This is a genomic window from uncultured Rothia sp., assembly GCF_963544205.1.
Classification (GTDB): domain Bacteria; phylum Actinomycetota; class Actinomycetes; order Actinomycetales; family Micrococcaceae; genus Rothia.
Map to the genome: position 1 here is coordinate 147,781 of NZ_CAUUDY010000002.1, position 17,319 is coordinate 165,099.

The window sequence follows — 17,319 nt, forward strand, 5'->3', positions numbered from 1 at the left end:
TTGCCATTTTATTAGGATAGCCTCATATATGCATATGCGATACTTAATAATTATCTATTGATACGTTGAACATCCTCCGCCCGCACGGGAGCACACCGCTCCCCCACCACCTCCAAGGCATATGACCCAACAGACCACTACCTCTTCCGGCCCCGCCGTCAGCGAAGCCTCCCTGGCGAAAATTCGTGCTCTCTCCGCTTCTTCGGACGCCGTATCTGGCGCCTCCTCGGGCGGTCAGGGCGGCAAGTCCATCTCGCGTCTGGCGATTGCGCTCATCATTGGCGGCGTTCTGCTGGTACTGCTCTGCGCCCTGTCGTTTGCGGTGGGTTCGCGCATGTTCACCCTGGACCGCTCCATTGACGGTTTCCTCCACCCGGAGGCGAACACCATCGAATCGAAGCTGATTTGGGCAAAGCGTGCCCCGCGCACCGCCGCGGCGTTGCTGGTGGGTGCCGCATTGGCGGTGTCGGGTGTGCTCATGCAGGCGTTGAGCCGTAACCCGCTGGCTGAGCCGGGTCTGCTGGGTGTGAACTCGGGTGCTGCCGCCTCCGTGGTGGTGGGTGTGGGCGTTTTTGGGGTGTCGTCCCCGTTCGTTCAGCTGTGGCTGGCACTGTTGGGTTCGGGTCTGGCGGCGGCGCTGGTGTTCGTCATGGGCCTGGTGGATTCTAAGCCGAACCTGGATTCGACGGCGCGTCTGGTGCTCACGGGTGTGGCGGTGAATGCCTGCCTGGGCACGATTACCGGCATTATCACGATGTTTAATTCGAAGGCTTTTGATTCGCACCGCTTCTGGGTGGTGGGTTCGCTGGAGAACCGCACCTTTGAGCAGGTGCTCTCGGCACTGCCCTTTGTGGCGCTGGGTTTGGTGCTGTCGTTCATGCTGATTGGTCCCCTGCGTGCCCTGGCGCTCGGTGAGGATGCGGCAGCCGGCCTGGGCGTGCCGGTGACCATGGTGCGTGGGGCGACGATTATTGCGATTATGGCGCTGTGTGGTGCGGCGACCGCGGTTGCGGGTCCGATTGGTTTTGTGGGTCTGGTCGTGCCGCATGTGGTGCGTCTGCTGGTGGGCTCCGATATTGCGCGCGTACTGCCGCTCTCGCTCGTGTACGGCCCGGTGTTGGTGCTTGCCGCCGATATTTTGGGTCGGGTTCTGGTCATGCCCAGTGAGCTTGAGGTGGGTATTGTGACCGCCTTTATTGGTGCCCCGGTGTTGATGGTTCTGGTGCTGCGGTTGAGTACCGGTGCGCGCGGTGCGAAGAAGAGCCGCATGGGTGCAAAGGCGCAGGCGCACGAGGAGGCGGGCCCGCCTCACGTGTCGGAGCACGGCGCGCATCGTGCTCACCACCCTGTTCTGCACGGTTCGTCTGGTTCGAGTTCGTCTGGTTCGACTGGCGTATCTGGTTCGTAGGTCCCGGTTTCTGAGAGGTTTTATTGTGAGCGTTGTGTCTCGTTCTGTAGCCGGGTCTGTGCGTATCCCGGGGCGTTACCGCACCCCCATTCCGCGTACCCTGCTGGTGGTGGCGGTGCTGGTGGTGGCGGCGGTCGCCTCCCTGGTGTTTGGTAGTTATCAGATGAGCCCTGATCAGGTGTTTCGCCTGATTTTTCAGGGTGAGGGCACGGAGATTGAGCGTCAGCTGGTATTGAATCAGCGTCTGCCGCGTATGCTTGCCGCCGTGGTGGTGGGTGCGGCTTTGGGCTTGTCGGGCGCTATTTTTCAGTCGGTTTCGCGTAATGCTCTGGGTTCGCCGGATATTATCGGTTTCACGGTGGGTTCGGCGACCGGTGCCCTGTCGGTGGTGCTGATTGGGTCGTTGAGTTCTACCGGCGTGGGTATGGGCATGGGCGCTATTATTGGCGGTTTTGCGACGGCGGCTGTGGTGATGCTTCTTGCGGGTGCCCGCGGTGGCGCGACGATGGGTCAGAAGATGGTGCTGATCGGTATTGCGGTGAGTGCGATGCTCAGTTCCGTGAATGATTACCTGATTACGCGCGGTGACCTGGAGAAGGCGGAGGCGGCAAAGACCTGGCAGCACGGCTCGCTGAATGCTCTGTCGTGGAATCAGATGTCGGTTCAGGCGGTGCTGCTACTGGTGGCTATTCCGCTGGTTCTGTTGTTGACGCGCCGCCTGCGCGTCTTGGAGCTCGGCGACGATTTGGCGGCGGGTTTGGGTTTGCCTGTGAAGAGGACCGTGAACATGCTGGTGGCGGCTGCCGTGCTCCTGGTGGCTGTGGCGATTTCTGTTGCCGGCCCAATTGGTTTCTTGGCGCTGGTTGCCCCGCAGATTGCGCGCCGCCTGTGGAACACTCCGGGTATGGCGATGTGGCATTCGGCGTTACTGGGTTCGGTTATTTTGGTGCTGGCTGATTTTGTGTCGGCTCGTGCGTTGGCGCCGTTCCAGATTCCGGTGGGTCTGGTGACGGGCGCGTTGGGTGGCGTGTATATGCTGTGGTTGCTGTACCGTCAACGCTAGTTGCGCCGTCTTATTCCGTATGAGTGACCGGGTGTTCCCGATTGTGGGGGCACCCGGTTTTCTGTGTTTTACGGGATTTCACGGGGGGGGGTTCGCTGGGTTTCACGGGTGGTTTCAGAATTTTCCCAGTTTTACCCCGGGGTAGATTAAAAACTGCTTATCGTGTCAGGGGTCGCTCATAGAGTGTAGGTGTTGGAAGGGACGATCCTTCCAACCGGGCACGCCGTCTCCTCCGGTGTCGCCGCTAGGTTGATTCAGCATCTACGGAAGGAACGGTCATGGAAAACACCACTCACGAGAGCCAGTACGCAAACGCAGAGATTTCCTGCACCGCAGATGAGCAGCTGTGCCGTGATGCAGAGTTCAACCTGCTGATGCAGTCCGGCACCATCGTCCGTATGGAGCGCTTCAACGTGGAGGAGCTCCGCGCCGTTCTGGAGCAGCTGGTGGCTGAGGGTTCGTGCTTCCGCACCGCGCCGGTGTCTTCGACTATGGGCCGTGTGATGCGTCAGCTGACTCAGGGCGCTTCCGGTTACGAGGCGAACCTGGCTGAGCTGCGTGCGTCGGCGCAGAACGCGCTGCTGTTCGTGTTCCCCCTGGAGAAGGACCTGGAGATGTGCCTGCGCTTTGAACGTGTGCAGGGTACCGGCCTGGCGCTGACCCGCCTGGGCGTGAGCCCGGTCAATGGTGACCTGTGGACTCAGCACTGGGCGATGCGCGCGCTGGAGTGCACCGGGGGTGTGTTCGCGGTGGAGTCCGCTCCGGGTGCCTGCAATTTTGAGCTGCGCCGCGAGATGTTCTACGCGATGCTGTCGCTGGTTGAGCTGTCGACTTTGGGTCTGTCGGCTGAGCCGGAGGACTTCTACATGTTTGCCGATTCGGAGGCTGTGTGTAAGAAGTTCAAGCGTGAGCGTCGTGATTGCCGCCGCGCGATGCGTGCCCAGTACGACCGTGCCGCATAAGGTATATCGTTTATGCCTTATGCGGCATACGCGCATATCAGAGCCATTTATTCTTCTTGAAGAACCAGTAGAGGAGCAGACAGGAACCCACCATGAGTAGCAGTGCGGCCGGGTAGCCGAACTCCCATTTGAGTTCGGGCATGACCTCAAAGTTCATGCCGTACACGGAGCCAACGATGGTGGGCACCATGAGTAGCGCCGCGTAGGCGGAGATTTTCTTGGTGTCGTCGTTCTGCTGCTGACCAAGCAGGGTGTCGTGCACGCGCAGGGCGTTTTCAAGGGAGCTGCGAAGGTCTTCGAGGCGTTCTTTTGTTTGGGTTACGTGGTCGAGCACGTTGCGGAATTGCCGGGCGAGCTCGACCGCTTCTTCGTTCTTTTCTTCGTCGGATGCGCCCGGGTAGGGTGAGGGGTCGAGCGCGCCGGTGCGCATCCCTTCGATGATGCGGCCGATCATGGATTCGAGGGGTCGGCAGGCACGCTGGAAGTCGATGACCTGGTTGAGCAGTTCGTAGATACGCTGTGCGAGGGAGTTGGCATCTCGCCGCTCGCTGGTGGAGAAGAGGATGTCTTCGATTTCGTCGTTGTCGTTTTCGAGGCCGTCGAGCACAGGTGCGTACCCGTCGACGGTGTTGTCGAGGATGCGGTGCAGCAGTCGGGCGGGTGATGCGTCGGGGGTGGCGTAGAGCAGGTTGAACTGGTCGTTGATGTTGCGGTCGCTGCGTTGTTCGTCGCGGACGAGTGCGAGGGTGTAGCGGGGGCCGGTGAAGAGGTGCAGTTCGCTGAGGCGCACTTCTTCTTCTTTGTCGAGGTAGATGGCGGGGCGGATGACGGTGAAGAGGGAGTCGCCGTATCGTTCTAGTTTGGCGCGCTGGTGTCCTCGTCCGGCGTCTTCAATGGCAAGTTCGTGAAGGTTGAAGGTTTCTTGCAGGCCGTGCAGTTCGTGGATGCCGGGGTTGGCGTATCCGAGGGCTACGGCAGTGTCGGGTTGCTGGTAGGCGGTGAAGGTTTCTTCTTCGGGTGCGCCTACGCGGATGCGGTCGCCGCTGGGGTAGATGGCTCCGGTGATGTAGGTCATCGTTGTCCTCCTCTGTACGCTTTGGCGCCGCGTGTGCGGGGCGCTCTTTCCAGCATACGGGATGCGCCCCGCCCGGTCATGTGCACCGCGCGTGCACCCGGCATAGAAAAAGCCCCCGGAAGGCACCTGTAAGGCACCCTCGGGGGGCTTTCACGTATTGAATTATTGCGCTTAGTCTTCGTTGATGAGGTCGCGAACCACAATGGTCTGGTCGCGGTCCGGGCCCACACCAATCGCAGAGATACGGCAGCCAGAAATCTCTTCCAGCTTCAGCACGTACTTGCGGGCGTTCTCGGGCAGCTCATCCAGGCTCTTCGCGTCCGAAATGTTCTCGGTCCAGCCGTCGTAGTACTCGAAAATCGGCTTAGCGTGGTGGAACTCGGTCTGAGTCATCGGCATCTCGTCGTGGCGCACACCGTCAACGTCGTAAGCCACGCAGACCGGAATCTTCTCCAGGCCGGTCAGAACGTCCAGCTTGGTGATGAACAGGTCGGTAAAACCGTTGATGCGCACAGCCTGACGCGCCAGCACGGCATCGTACCAGCCGCAACGACGCGGGCGGCCGGTGTTCACGCCGAACTCGCCGCCGGTGGTGCGCAGGAACTCGCCCATCTCATCAAACAGCTCGGTCGGGAACGGGCCAGCACCCACGCGGGTAGTGTACGCCTTCTGAATACCAATCACGCGGGAGATGCGGGTCGGGCCCACGCCCGAACCAACGCAGGCACCGCCGGAGGTCGGGTTGGAGGAGGTCACGAACGGGTAGGTGCCGTGGTCAACGTCCAGGAAGGTTGCCTGGCCGCCCTCCATCAGCAGGGTCTTACCCTCGTCCAGTGCCTTGTTCAGCAGCTGGGTGGTGTCCACGATCATGGGCTTCAGACGCTCAGCGTAAGACATGAAGTACTCGACGATTTCGTCGACCTCAACGTGGCGGCGGTTGTACACCTTCACCAGCAGTTCGTTCTTCTGACGCAGTGCGCCTTCAACCTTCTGACGCAGAATCGACTCGTCCAGGATGTCCTGAACACGCACGCCGAGGCGACCAACCTTATCCATGTAGGCGGGGCCGATACCGCGGCCGGTGGTGCCGATAGCGCGCTTGCCGAGGAAACGCTCGGTCACCTTGTCCATGGTCTGGTGGTAGGGTGCGACCAGGTGTGCGTTAGCGGAAATCTTTAGGCGGGAGGTGTCTGCACCGCGTGCCTCAAGGCCGTCAATCTCAGCGAACAGAGCTTCGGGGTTAACAACCACGCCGTTACCAATCACGGGGACGGCATTATCACTCAGAATACCCGCGGGCAGCAGCTTCAGCTCAAACTTCTGGCCGTTCACCACCACGGTGTGACCGGCGTTGTTACCGCCGTTGGGCTTGACCACGTAGTCTACGCGGGGGCCGAGCAGGTCGGTTGCCTTACCCTTACCCTCATCGCCCCACTGGGCGCCCACAATCACGACAGCTGACATTTTGTGCTCCTTGAAAGCCTTGAAGATACGCACCGGATTTCACGGCGCGGCGGCGACCTACCGCCTCATGATCCGGGTAGGCACACCTCTTCTAATGATACCGTGCCCGCCCCTTTAAGTCCCGTGTGACGGGGCGGTAGGCGTGCCGGATACGGTGTCGGTGAGCCTCACCGGGCACGGCAACGCCCCCATCCGATATTCGGACGGGGGCGTTACCGGTATGAGCCGTGAAGACTACTTGATGATCTCGATGAAAGTCATCGGGTAGGTGTACTGCTCACCACGGTTTGCGGCCATAGCAGCCAGGCTGTGGAAGATAACCATCAGGACGGTCACAACCGTCGGGACAACCCACAGGATGATGCCCAGGATGCCGAAGGTCAGAATAATCAGCAGCCAGGAAGCCATGCTGACGAGCCACAGGGAGAAGTTGAAGTTGAACGCGCGGCGGGATGCTTCCTTAGTGAAACCGTAACCGGGCTTGTCCTTGTAGATGAACCACATGACCAGCGGCGCGAGAATACTTGCGGATGCGAAGGACAGCAGAGACAGAATCGCAGAAGCCAGGTGCGCGAGCATCGCCATGTTCTGGTCGTCCTTGGAGGAGACTACGTAACCGTTGGACGGCTGACCCGGCGCCTGCGAGTAGGAGGGTGCCTGCTGGGAGTACTGGTTGTACTGTTCAGGGTTCGGGTTCTGGGACATCGTTCTTTCCTTAATCTATCGATGAGTGGATACAGCTAATCGTTGAGGTGCGGCGGCAGGCTAACTCGCCGTTCTCGGAGGGTGCCCGCCTCGCTCTGCTTGGTCGCAACGCTCGTGATGGTTTCACCCTATCAAGGCAAAGTAAATGGAGTATTAACCCTCGCCGGACAACAGACGAAGAAACCCGAATATGACAGGGAAACATGACAAGGAAAAGACGCAACTTACCCCTCCACGCGGTCATATGTGCGTGGAGGGGCAGGTCGTTATACAGTTCGGGGCTGTGTGGTTTGGTCGTTAGTCCTGTTTCTCTTCATCGGCGAGCGCAGGATGCGCGGCGGGCTTATGTAGTGCGGCGGCCTCGCGTAGCTTTGCGTGTTCTTGCTTTTTCAACGCCTCATACTCATCGAAAAAACCCTGTTTCTTCGTGTATCCGTTGATGCCCGTGTAGTCGTCCGGCAGGCGGTTGTACACCAGGTAGTACCAGAACTCGACATGTGCCGTCTCTATTTTCTGGAGGAGTTCCCTCAGCTGGTTCTTACGCTTCACCGCCTGAACAATACCCACAATCCATAGGATCGGCACCACAAACAATGATCCCACACCGATAGTGATGAAGAAGAGCAGCATCGACATGCCGGCACTAGAATCGAACATGCTCACCAGAGGAACCAGCACAAACGGGTTCAGTATCAGCAGGACAATAAGCACGGTCTTCCAGAATGTGCGCTGACTCTCGATCTCTTCAATGTTGGAGCCAGCGAACGGATTATTGATGGGGACGTAGCCCACCGGTTGCAGCTTGGCTGCCCGAGAGGTGGGGTTCCCTTCGTCCTTGACCGGGTTCAGGTGAGCAGCGCACGCCTGCATGGGTGCGGACTCGTCCTGGGAACGATCCAGCAGGCGCATTTCGATAAGTTTCGAGTCGGGGATGCCGAAGAACGGCTCAGGAATAACCGGCAGAATAGCGCCCGGATGCAGACCGAGGTGTTCCAGCAGAATATATTCCCCGTAGGCGTGGGCAGCCCCTATTACCTCAGTTTGCGCACCAGGAGAGGGTGCGGGCTCAGTGGAGGCGAGCGCTACCGGGTGGTTCGCATCGTCGCCCTTGCGGGATTCGTGAGTATCTTCCGGGGTATCTTCTGATGCGTCTTCCGGCTCTTCGATGTCGTCGGTGTCATGAGAGTCTTTCCGCGCGGAGTCGTAGCGCTTGGGGGCACCCGGGTAGACGTATTCATAAGCGGGGTCGGGGTGCTCTAGCTCTTCGTCTTCGTTGTCGGATTCTTGGTGGAGCGTAGCGTCTTCATTTTTCTGCGTCTGCTCGCCCATGAGTAGCGTCATGTATTCCGGGATAGACTGGTCGGTGTCCCAGAGGGGCTGGTACGCCTCGTCTTTCTTTGCAGTTTCCTTCTTTGCAGTTTCTATATTTTCAGTGGGTCGGTCTGCCATGGTCGTCTCCTTCGCTTACCAGACATACTCCTAGTGGCACCACCGTACCAGCGTGCACTGGGCAGTCCCTTGAAACCTGCCTGATAAAAGCTGAGAAAAAGCCCCCGACAAGCGCCAACACGCACGTGTTAACACTGCCGGGGGTTCAACGTTATCAGGGGTCTACTGGGGGGCATTTGCGGGAAGCTACTCCGCTGACGCTGACAATCCCTCAGGCTCCCCCGCTTCGTCCGGGTGGGCACCCTCCTGCAGGGTGCAGTCGTACACCGGGTGGTACCAGAACGCACCGTACGTCGTTGCCCTCGCCACCGCCTCCTGCCGCTTCTGCGAGAGCTTCACCAAGGAGTAGATCATCAGTATCAGCCATATCAAAGGCGCCAGGAGCGTCGTCTGCACCGCAAGGGCGAGATAGAGTACGAGAAGTTGCAACGCCGCATCCATACTCACAATATTCACCAGTGGCAACAGTAAGAACGGATTGATGACCTGCATCGCCACCACAAAAATTACCCAGGGCATGTAGCCCCGCCTAGCTTTAGCCCAATCCACGGTGGCTTCGGGTGTACTTGCAGGAATGTAACCAATCATCCGCGCGGTCTCTGCCTCTTCCCCCGGCGTCTCTTCCCCAAGCGCGTCCCACGGAGCCACAGCGGCACCAGATTTATTCCACCAGCGCACTGAAGCCAGCTGCGTAGGCCCGGCATCACTCGACAGCGCATGAAGTAGCTGCATGGGCTGCAGGTTCGGGTCAGGAATACCGTAGACGGGTTCCGTTGCCACGGGCAAGGAAGTGTCAACGGTAGAGGGCTTCGTAGGCTCCGGCGGGCTCTGCGTCTGTGTTCCGTCAGTCGTGAGGCGTCCCGTATTTTCGGTTGTTCCCTCGCAGGCAGAGAGCGCTGGCTGGGTGGGCTCAGTGGCCTGGGCGGGCTGGGTGGAGGCGAGCGCTACCAACCGGTTGTCTTGGGAGTTCTCCGTATCATCCTTGTTATCGTCAGCATCATCAGAGGGTTCAGGCTCGTACTCTTCATACTCATCATCTTCATACTCGGGCTCTTCATCTTCTGAGTCCTTACGCGCAGAGTCGTAGCGCTTAGGGGCGCCCGGGTAGACGTATTCATAATCCGGGTCGGGGTGCTCTAGCTCTTCATACTCGTACTCTTCGGAGTCTTCGTGCAGCTCAGCATCTTCTGTGGTCGACGGTTGCTCGCCCATGAGTAGCGTCATGTATTCCGGGATGGGCTGGTCAGTGTCCCAGAGGGGTTGGTATGCCTCTTCGTGTTTCATATTTTCGTGATGCGTACCTTCACGTTTCGCGGTGGGGCGGTCTGCCATGGTTGTCTCCTTCGCTCACCTGACATACTCCTAGCGCACCCACAGTACCAGCTCATACTGAACAGTCCCTTAAAACCTGCCCGCCAGAATCTAAAAACCCCCGGACAAGCGCAAACACTCACGTGTTAACACTGCCGGGGGTTCAGTGCTGCCGGAGCTCCGAGACTCACGGGAAGCTATTTAGGCTGCATCCACTGAGTTTGGAACAGGAGATCCTTCCGGCAGGCAGTCGTACACCGGGTAGTACCAGAACGCACCGTACGTCGTTGCCCGCGCCACCGCCTCCCGACGCTTCTGCGGGAACTTCACCAGCGAATAAATCATCAAGCCAAGCCAAATAAAAGGCACCGTGAAAAACGAATACAGCCCGACAAAGAAATAGGCGCCAAAAACCTGCCATGCAGCCTGCTCATCCACCATATACAGCAGGGGCAGCACAAGGAACGGGTTGACCACCTGCAACACCACGCACAAAATCAGCCACCACACGTACCCGAGACGAGCCTTAGCCCAATCCACGGTGGCTTCCGGTGTACTTGCGGGGATGTAGCCAACAGCCCGAGCTTCGCCGGTGTCTTCCCCCAGTGCAGACAGACCCGGTGCAGACAGAGCCGCAGCGGTGCCGGGCTGATTCTGCCAGCGCACAGAAGCCACCTGCGTGGGTCCGGCATCCTTCGACAGCGCACTCAGTAGCTGCATGGGCTGCAGGTTCGAGTCGGGGATGCCGTAGACAGGTTCCGTCGCCACCGGCAGAGCGGCATCAACGGTGAAAGAATCCATCCGCCACTGCAGGCTCTGCGCCTGCGCTCCACCGGTCATAATGCGCCACCCATGTTCGAGGCAGAGCCAAGGTTCGGAGCGACCGGCGGCTGAGGAGTAGGTGCAACCGCCACGGAAGACATCGAAGACGCCGCACCCAGGATCCACTGCATCTCCTCGGCATCCTTAGGCAGGCGGTCGTACACCAGGTAGAACCAGAACGACCCGAGAGGCATGGCCTTCCACTTCAGTGCCCGATACTTTCGGCTCACTCGGAGTAGCGCAAAAAACAGCGCACCAACCCACAAGAACATGGGAAGACCCGCCGTCACCAGAGAAAGCATCAGGAAGAAATAGTAAACAAACCCGCCGAAGCGAGGGTCCTCTGTAACGGTAGCCAACAGAAGATAAGTCAGGGGATTAAACACCACACCCACGAAGAAGAGCACTATGAACTCAGGCCAGGCTTTCCACCACAGGTCTGATACACGCACCTTGCCCGCAAGTGGGGTCGCTGAGATATACCCGATGGGTCGCGGTGTACCCACTACTTTCCCCTCCTGCCAGGTGGGAAACACGCTTGGCACCTGCTGATCTGTGGCTGCGCTACCTTCCGTGCCCATGGGGGACATGCGGCGCATCGTGGGGCCTGGACGGCCATACAGCGGGCGGTTCAGCACCGGGTACCCCTCCGCGGAAGGGAAAAAATTCGCCGCCTGCACAGACGGCGCAGGAGCAGAAACCGCCAGAGTGGATGCCGCAGGATTGGGCGTTGCAGGGTTGGACACCGCAGAATCGGGCGCAGCAGGAACCGCAGAATCAGCAGTCGCGGATGCAGAACGAGCCTTCTGTATCTCCAGGACCTCCTTCACCGGCTCGGGAATATCCCCGGTCGGCGTGGGAACCGGCGTTCCGTGAAGTAGCAAAGCCGAGTATTCGGGGGCGGGCTGCTCCATATCCCAGAGGGGCTGATACTCGCTATCGCTCTTCTCGGTTGGGTTCTGAGGGTTTTTCGGTGCTTCGCGATGCTCCGCCACGGTGACCTCCTCCAATGCTTGTCTGCTGTTATGTGTCTGTTGTGTTGTCTACATTGTGTGTTCGATGCGCGGGGGCTCATCTGCTTAAGCCTCGTCCGATTCGTTAAGCCGCACAAGGCTCAGAATCCACGCCACAAACCAGATGATGCCGGGAATCCCCATGAGCCCTGCGCTCACCTGATTCACCGTCACAAAGAGAGCTGCGACGAGTGGCCCCGCCCCGAACAGGCCCGTAATGGAGAGAATCCCCGCCGCAATATAAGGATTCAGTACGGAAACGGCAAAGAACAGAAGCTTCGCCTCCCCCTTCTGAGATGAATCAGACGAACCGCCAAAACTCGTCACCGGCTGAGTAATGCCAATACGACGAGGCGAAGCGTAGCGCTCCTGGTTTGTTTTAGAGGGCGGGGCGCAGTCATACACCAGCCGGAACGTAAGCTTCTCCCCGGCCTTACGCCTCCAGATGAGCCGCACCATCACACCTAAGAAATTGATGAGAGCCCACAGAGAGAAAAAGAACAGCGTTAGCGGAAGAATACCGATGCTCAGCACCGAAAATCCTATGCCTGCCAGGTAAAGAGAACCTAGAGTTTCTTCGCTCAGGGTATAAGAAGGCAACAAGAAATATACGAAAGGATTCGCCGCGATAGCCAACGCCAGATATGCCAACGCCTCCACCACACGTCTACCAGTGCCAGGCTTACGGTAAGGAACCGGCACGGGGCTGTATCCGACCAGCTCGCCGCCGTGCTCCTCCGGCAATTCTCCTTGGGGGAGAGTTCCCTGAACATCATCGGCGTGGATGCGCATCAGTTGCGGGTTGGGGCGACCGTAATGCACCTGGGGTGCCACCTTCAAAACACGCTGATGAGGGGAAACGGGTTGGTCGTCGATGGGCTGGTTGTTATCGGCGGTCATGATTCCTCCTCATGGTGCGATTCAAAGATGCGGTGCAGCAACGCCGTGGCTGAACCACCGTCAAGCGGGGTGCACTCGTACACCAGCCGGAACTGAAAATCCTGCTGAATCTTGTGCTGCCTAACGAGCAGGCGCGTCGATTCGACGGCATCCCCAACAGCATTCAGAAACTTTCCTACGCAGAGGAGCAGCAACCAGATTTCTGCGACGAGGCCGACAAAGCCCACAATCAAAATCAGTGGAGGGAAATAAAAGAGCGGAATCAAAAAAATGACAAGTATCATCGCCATTTCCTCGCCCACTCCCCTGAAACCCAGGCTGAAAAGTATCGGGCTCATCAGCACGATAAAGAAAGATGACCAGAACACCATCCGAAGCAGCGGCCCCAGGACATACCAGGTGAAGCCGCTCCAGTCGGTGAAAAGGCTCTTCATATCCAAGGTTTCGGGTGGCTTTTCCATGGGGGCGTAGCCTACCACATCGCCAATCTGCCAGGCGGATGAGCTGCGCTCGGTGAGGATGCCCTGCACCTCTCCCCTATGGATGCGTTCTATCCGTGGGCCGGGGCGACCGTAAATAATCTGGGAGGACATCAGCAGAACAGAATCCTCAGTGGAAATGCGTCGCTTAACCATGGTTCGACCCTCCCTATCCCAACATTTTTGATAGATGTTCAATAGATGGTTTTACAGTAACAACCGAACCTGAAAAGAACCTGAACCCGAGTGCAAATGAAAAACGTGAAAAAGAAAAGGGTCGAACATGTCCACAATTTGATGCATTTAGAAGTAATAAACGCTTCACAAGCCATTTTGAGGTGTATCCTAGTTCACATCTAGTGTGTTCAAGTTCAGCTGGAACCCACCAGAACAACACCACAAGCCTCCCAGAAACACCCCGGGAGCCAAGCAAAGGAGCACCGTGACACACACCGCCTCCCCAAACCCCCGCGGCCGGTCGCATCGACGCCGAATCGGCAGCGGGCTACTCACCCTCAGCATGGCGCTGAGCCCCCTCGCGGCCCTGGGCACCACCGCCCACGCCGCGGAAGACCCCGACGCCGTCAAGCAGGTACTCAGCGAAAGCATGAAGAACGCCAGCGGCACCGTCACCGCCTTCGTCCGCTTCAAGGGTAAGGGCGCCTTTGAACAGACCCAGCCCGCAGGCGTACGCGCCGGCGTGCAGGCACCCGTCAACACCAGCTCACAGGTGCAGGCAATCGCCTCCCAGGTGCAGAGCCAGGCACAGCAGGTCAGTAGCCAGTCCGGCGCGCAGGTCCTCTACACCACCCACAACGCAGTACGCGGCGTGGCAGTGCGCGGTGACGCCGAGTCCATCAAGGCACTCGCCAACCGCCCCGACGTAGAGAAAATCTCACCCATCCTGCCCAAGTACCGCCAGAACGCGGGCGCCGCTATTGACGCAGGCTCCCTCGCCACCTGGACCGGCACCACCAACCCCGCCGGTGCAGGCGGATACACCGGCAAGGGCGTGAAGATCGCCGTCATCGACTCCGGCATCGACTACACCCACACCGACTTCGGCGGTAGCGGCAAGCTCGAAGACTACGAGAAGGCATCCAAGCTCACCGAGCTGCCCTCCGCAGACTCCGGACTCATCAACCGCACCAAGGTTGCTGGCGGCTACGACCTCGTTGGTGACGCCTACGACGGCAGCAACACCGCAACCCCCGACGGCAACCCGCTCGACTGCACCACCGGCGGCCACGGTACCCACGTGGCGGGCACCGCAGCAGGCTACGGCGTGAACGCCGACGGCACCACCTTCACCGGCGACTACAGCAAGCTCACCGCAGAGCAGCTCAAGACTATGAAGATCGGCCCCGGCGTCGCCCCCGACGCTGAAATCTACGCCTTCCGCGTCTTCGGCTGCAGCGGTAGCACCAACGTCGTTATTGAGGCGCTCGACCGTGCCCTCGACCCCAACGGTGACGGCGACTTCTCCGACCGCGTGAACGTGGTCAACATGTCCCTCGGTGGCGAATTCTCCCCGCAGGACGACCCCGAAGCCTACGCCGTTGACGCGCTCACCCGCGCCGGCGTGCTCTCCGTCATCTCCGCGGGTAACGCCAACGACTACAGCCTGCGCGGCGACACCTACTCCAACTCCGGGCACCCCGCCACCGCAGCCAGCGCAATCACCGTAGCTAACGCCTACGGCTCCACCCGTGCTGTGGATGCGGCAGAGCTGACCGACCCCGCCACCGGCACCACCCGCAAGGTACGCGGCGACTACAGCGTCTCCTACCCCTGGGCACAGGCGGGCACCAAGGAATTTACCGGTGAACTCACCGCAATCTCCGAGAACAACCGCTACGCCTGCAACGCCCTCAGCGCCGACGAAGCGGCAGCTGTAAAGGGCAAGTGGGTGCTCATCGACTGGGCTAAAGATGACGGTGAACTCGCCTGCGGCTCCAAGGTGCGCTTCGACAACCTGGAGGCGGCAGGCGCCAAGGGCGTACTGCTTGCAGGCCACGACGAAGAACCCGGCCTGGGTATTGCCGGTAACGATACCCTGCCCGGTTTCCGCCTGGCAGCATCCGCCGCTAAGGACCTGCGTGCACAGATCACCGCAGCAGAAGCGGCAGGTAAGCCCCTGACCGTGCGCCTCGGCAACGAGCTGAAGTCCTCCCTGCGCGTGGACACCGATAAGCTGGATCAGCTGAACCCCATGAGTGCCCGCGGCTTCCACGGCAGCTACGGCTACACCAAGCCCGACATTGCAGCACCCGGCTCGTACATCACCTCCGCGGCGGTAGCGACCGGTAGCAACTCCGTGACCTTCAGCGGCACCTCCATGGCGGCACCCTACGTGACCGGCTCCGCCGCCCTGGTCATGCAGAGCCACCCGACCTACACCCCCGCACAGGTCAAGTCCGCCCTCATGAACACCGCAACCCACGATGTGCGCACTGAATCCGGTGCCGCATACGCGGTGGACCGTGTGGGCGCCGGACGAGTCGACACCCTCGCTGCCGTGCAGTCGAAGTCCCTCGTCTACAACGCTGACAAGAGCGGCACCGTGTCCCTGAGCTTCGGCGTGCTCGAGTACGCACCGGATGCTGGCGTTCAGATCCTCACCCGCGAGGTGACGGTCGAGAACACCGACTCCGTGGCACACACCTACGCCCTGTCCTACGCTGAAAGCACTAATATTCCCGGCGTGGAATACTCCTTCCCCTCCGCGGTCACCCTCGCACCCGGTGAAACTAAGAAGTTCGAAGTCACCGTGCGCATCGACCCGTCCAAGCTGGAGAAGACCCGCGACGCAGCAATGGACACCACCCAGAACGCAACTGACTACTACACCGGCACCGAAACCGTTCCCGCACAGTACCGTCAGTACATTGCCAGCGCATCCGGCCGACTCGTCCTCACCGAAGACGGCACCAAGGCACTGCGCCTGCCCGTTCACGTGGCACCCAAACCCGTGAGCACCATGCACGCTGCCGAAGACACCGTCACCTTCACCCAGAAGCCCTCCAGCGACGAGGCTCAGAAGGCAGACACCGGCTGGACCAAGTCCCAGATCTCGCTACGCGGCACCGAGGTCAACCAGGGCGGCTACCGCTCCCTGCTCGGCGCGTTCGAGTACGGTGCGAGCGTGGACCGTGTGGCTCCCACCTCCCTGTCACTGAACAGCAACGTTAAGGCGAACCTGCAGTACGTCGGCGCTTCCTCGGATGCGCCCGCACTGAAGGCAGCCGGCGGCAACGCCGATGACGGCACCCTGCGCTTCGGTATCTCCACCTGGGCGAACTGGGATGTTGTCTCCTACGAGAACACCTTCACCGTAGAAATCGACACCGACGGCAACAACCGCGCCGACTACAAGCTGGTCACCGACCGCGCTAAGGGCCTGGACTACCCGCTGGTTCGCCTCTACGGCTACAAGAACGGCAACCTCGTCGAGCTCGGCTACTACCCGCTCAACGGCGCCTGGGGTGACGTGGACACCAACATGATGGACACCAACACCCTCATCATGAGTGCACCCCTCAAGGACCTGGGCCTGACCAGCGCAAACAACCCGGACATCCAGTACCGAGTCAGCGCAACCACCCAGTACGAGTGGGGTAACGTCAGCGAAACCGGCTGGATCAAGTACCGCCCCTTCAGCCCCAAGCTGTGGTTCAGCGGCGACTCCTCCGCCGTGGCTGGCCTCCACCCGGATGCCCCCACCACCACCCTGACGGCGCACCGCTCCGCTGACGCAATCCCCGCGCTCGGCGAATCCGGTACCCCCGCCAAGGCGCTGCTGCTGCACCTGCACAACGGCACCGGCGACCTCTCCGGCACCAACGGCGCCAAGGGCAACCGCGCCGAGGTGCTGAACATCAAGGAGCAGCAGACCGAGTACATCACTCCGTCCCGCTTCACCGATGTGAAGAACACAGACCAGTTCTACACCGAGATCTCGTGGCTGGCTCAGCGCGGCATCACCACCGGCTACCCGGACGGCACCTACCGCCCGCTGGAGTCCGTGGAACGTGGCGCAATGGCGGCGTTCTTCTACCGCATGCAGGGTTCCCCGCAGTTCACTGCCCCCTCCACTCCGAGCTTCAAGGACGTGCCCACCACGCACCCCTTCTACAAGGAGATTGAGTGGATGAAGGCTCAGGGCATCACCACCGGCTACTCGGACGGCACGTTCCGCCCCTCCGCACCGGTGAACCGTGACGCCATGGCTGCGTTCTTCTACCGTGCAGCGGGTTCCCCGCACGTGGACCTGCCCGCAACCAGCCACTTCAGCGATGTTTCCACCGATAACCAGTTCTACCGTGAAATCACGTGGCTGGCTTCGAAGGGCATCAGCACCGGCTGGCCGGACGGCACCTACCGCCCGGTGACCCCCATTGCCCGCGACGCAATGGCGGCGTTCATCTACCGCTACACCGAGAAGGTCGCTAACCAGGCCGGCCGCTAGACGGTAGCTAACCGGTAGCGAACAGTTCGGGTCCCCTCCCACCTCCTGCATGGGGTGGGAGGGGACCCGGAACCGGCAGGGTCCGGGGCCTAAAAATCCCGGAACCTCTCAAGTTTTGGTGGCGGTTTCACCGGCGGATGCACTCACTCGTCGTCTGCCGGTGGGGCCGCCTCCGCGTATCACCGATACACAACCACAGA

The 17,319-nt window shown here is 60.2% G+C and carries 13 protein-coding genes; 4 read left to right on the top strand and 9 right to left on the bottom strand.

The genetic code is table 11. The features are described 5' to 3' along the window. Nucleotides 1–121 precede the first annotated feature (121 nt). From RWZ58_RS02585 to RWZ58_RS02595, 3 genes are all read left to right on the top strand, one after another. Nucleotides 122–1,408 (top strand): iron ABC transporter permease, encoded by a 1,287-nt coding sequence (locus RWZ58_RS02585; RefSeq protein WP_314657176.1) that lies wholly within the window; start codon nt 122–124, stop codon nt 1,406–1,408. 25 nt (nt 1,409–1,433) lie between these two features. Continuing rightward, nucleotides 1,434–2,471 (top strand): iron chelate uptake ABC transporter family permease subunit, encoded by a 1,038-nt coding sequence (locus tag RWZ58_RS02590; RefSeq protein WP_314657177.1) that lies wholly within the window; start codon nt 1,434–1,436, stop codon nt 2,469–2,471. A gap of 278 nt (nt 2,472–2,749) precedes the next feature. Beyond that, nucleotides 2,750–3,433 carry an integrase gene (locus RWZ58_RS02595; protein ID WP_070687185.1) on the top strand — a complete coding sequence of 228 codons (684 nt, stop codon included), beginning with the start codon at nt 2,750–2,752 and terminating at the stop codon, nt 3,431–3,433. A 37-nt stretch (nt 3,434–3,470) separates the two neighbouring features. Here RWZ58_RS02595 and RWZ58_RS02600 read toward each other — a convergent pair whose 3' ends face one another. The 9 genes from RWZ58_RS02600 to RWZ58_RS02640 form a co-directional block, all read right to left on the bottom strand. After that, nucleotides 3,471–4,508, bottom strand: coding sequence for a magnesium and cobalt transport protein CorA (locus RWZ58_RS02600; protein WP_314657180.1), 1,038 nt, complete (start codon nt 4,506–4,508; stop codon nt 3,471–3,473). A 171-nt stretch (nt 4,509–4,679) separates the two neighbouring features. Beyond that, nucleotides 4,680–5,972 carry an adenylosuccinate synthase gene (locus RWZ58_RS02605; protein WP_049327414.1) on the bottom strand — a complete coding sequence of 431 codons (1,293 nt, stop codon included), beginning with the start codon at nt 5,970–5,972 and terminating at the stop codon, nt 4,680–4,682. 234 nt (nt 5,973–6,206) lie between these two features. Next, nucleotides 6,207–6,677, bottom strand: coding sequence for a DUF4870 domain-containing protein (locus tag RWZ58_RS02610; protein WP_314657182.1), 471 nt, complete (start codon nt 6,675–6,677; stop codon nt 6,207–6,209). Nucleotides 6,678–6,974: 297 nt separating this feature from the next. Beyond that, on the bottom strand, nt 6,975–8,126 hold the full coding sequence (locus RWZ58_RS02615; RefSeq protein ID WP_314657183.1) for a pyruvate ferredoxin oxidoreductase: 1,152 nt from the start codon (nt 8,124–8,126) through the stop codon (nt 6,975–6,977). A gap of 186 nt (nt 8,127–8,312) precedes the next feature. After that, nucleotides 8,313–9,410 carry a hypothetical protein gene (locus tag RWZ58_RS02620; RefSeq protein ID WP_314657184.1) on the bottom strand — a complete coding sequence of 366 codons (1,098 nt, stop codon included), beginning with the start codon at nt 9,408–9,410 and terminating at the stop codon, nt 8,313–8,315. Between the two features lie 228 nt (nt 9,411–9,638). Further along, nucleotides 9,639–10,277, bottom strand: a complete 639-nt coding sequence (locus RWZ58_RS02625; RefSeq protein WP_314389901.1) for a hypothetical protein — start codon at nt 10,275–10,277, stop codon at nt 9,639–9,641. Beyond that, nucleotides 10,274–11,254 (bottom strand): hypothetical protein, encoded by a 981-nt coding sequence (locus tag RWZ58_RS02630; protein ID WP_314657186.1) that lies wholly within the window; start codon nt 11,252–11,254, stop codon nt 10,274–10,276. The genes RWZ58_RS02625 and RWZ58_RS02630 overlap by 4 nt, the downstream gene beginning before the upstream one ends. A gap of 84 nt (nt 11,255–11,338) precedes the next feature. Further along, on the bottom strand, nt 11,339–12,172 hold the full coding sequence (locus RWZ58_RS02635; protein WP_314657187.1) for a type VI secretion protein: 834 nt from the start codon (nt 12,170–12,172) through the stop codon (nt 11,339–11,341). Further along, complete coding sequence (locus RWZ58_RS02640) at nt 12,169–12,807, bottom strand: hypothetical protein (protein ID WP_314657188.1); 639 nt, start codon at nt 12,805–12,807, stop codon at nt 12,169–12,171. Before RWZ58_RS02640 ends, RWZ58_RS02635 begins: the two co-directional genes overlap by 4 nt. Before the next feature lie 364 nt (nt 12,808–13,171). Between RWZ58_RS02640 and RWZ58_RS02645 the strand changes: the two genes are divergently transcribed. Next, entirely contained in the window at nt 13,172–17,119 is a 3,948-nt protein-coding gene (locus RWZ58_RS02645) for a S8 family serine peptidase (RefSeq protein ID WP_399549395.1), read from the top strand. Nucleotides 17,120–17,319 lie beyond the last annotated feature (200 nt).

What these genes read in the sequence shown, in the direction of transcription:
- RWZ58_RS02605 (WP_049327414.1), bottom strand. Translation starts at nt 5,972, where the DNA reads ATGTCAGCTGTCGTGATTGTGGGCGCCCAGTGGGGCGATGAGGGTAAG.
- RWZ58_RS02625 (WP_314389901.1), bottom strand. Translation starts at nt 10,277, where the DNA reads ATGACCGGTGGAGCGCAGGCGCAGAGCCTGCAGTGGCGGATGGATTCT.
- RWZ58_RS02620 (WP_314657184.1), bottom strand. Translation starts at nt 9,410, where the DNA reads ATGAAACACGAAGAGGCATACCAACCCCTCTGGGACACTGACCAGCCC.
- RWZ58_RS02595 (WP_070687185.1), top strand. Translation starts at nt 2,750, where the DNA reads ATGGAAAACACCACTCACGAGAGCCAGTACGCAAACGCAGAGATTTCC.
- RWZ58_RS02645 (WP_399549395.1), top strand. Translation starts at nt 13,172, where the DNA reads ATGGCGCTGAGCCCCCTCGCGGCCCTGGGCACCACCGCCCACGCCGCG.
- RWZ58_RS02635 (WP_314657187.1), bottom strand. Translation starts at nt 12,172, where the DNA reads ATGACCGCCGATAACAACCAGCCCATCGACGACCAACCCGTTTCCCCT.
- RWZ58_RS02600 (WP_314657180.1), bottom strand. Translation starts at nt 4,508, where the DNA reads ATGACCTACATCACCGGAGCCATCTACCCCAGCGGCGACCGCATCCGC.
- RWZ58_RS02640 (WP_314657188.1), bottom strand. Translation starts at nt 12,807, where the DNA reads ATGGTTAAGCGACGCATTTCCACTGAGGATTCTGTTCTGCTGATGTCC.
- RWZ58_RS02585 (WP_314657176.1), top strand. Translation starts at nt 122, where the DNA reads ATGACCCAACAGACCACTACCTCTTCCGGCCCCGCCGTCAGCGAAGCC.
- RWZ58_RS02610 (WP_314657182.1), bottom strand. Translation starts at nt 6,677, where the DNA reads ATGTCCCAGAACCCGAACCCTGAACAGTACAACCAGTACTCCCAGCAG.
- RWZ58_RS02615 (WP_314657183.1), bottom strand. Translation starts at nt 8,126, where the DNA reads ATGGCAGACCGACCCACTGAAAATATAGAAACTGCAAAGAAGGAAACT.